At 39.6% G+C, this 618-nt stretch carries 1 protein-coding gene; it reads right to left on the reverse strand.

The window, feature by feature from the left end; translation table 11 throughout:
- Window positions 1–186 precede the first annotated feature (186 nt).
- A partial coding sequence (locus tag R7P74_RS27445) for an HAD-IA family hydrolase (protein ID WP_318123834.1) occupies window positions 187–618 on the reverse strand: 432 nt, incomplete at its 5' end.

A 618-nucleotide genomic window follows, 5' to 3' on the forward strand; every position in this document is an offset into this window, starting at 1 on the left:
ACCTAAACTGCCCTATTTGCCAATGTGATGAATACTTAATCTCATCAAACGGTGAAAAATTCACGTGTGCTGCTTGTGGATTCCACACGAAAAATTTCTCATCCATTCAATGCCTTTACCAAGCTCCATATTTACAGTCAAAAATTAAACAAATTCATAACCTAAGTCATTCTCGTCATTAAACGGTTAAACAGAGCAGCCCATGAGCTGCTCTTTTAATTCATCCAAATGTTGAATGCGAATAACTCGGTCATCGTCGACTCGGTTAATTGCCTCACCATTAAATAGCTGGACCGTCTTAATTCCGGCATTCAACCCTGCTTCTACACCTTTGGGTGTATCATCGATATACAAACAATCACTAGGCAAAAAGCCCATGCTCATCGCGCTGTACATGATCAAATCAGGTTCAGGTTTCCAACTATTTGCTTCAAACGCAGAGAATACTTTTCCTTTGAATGCATCAAGCAGACCGGTTAACTCAAGTGCGTATTCAATTTTATCTTTGGGACCATTTGACGCGAAGCAGTATTCAATATTGTGAGAGTCGAGGAATTGGATCAGTCTTTTAGCGCCATCCATTGGTTGTAAATGACGAACAAACAATTTTTGAACTTC

Source organism: Vibrio sp. 2033 (assembly GCF_033339735.1).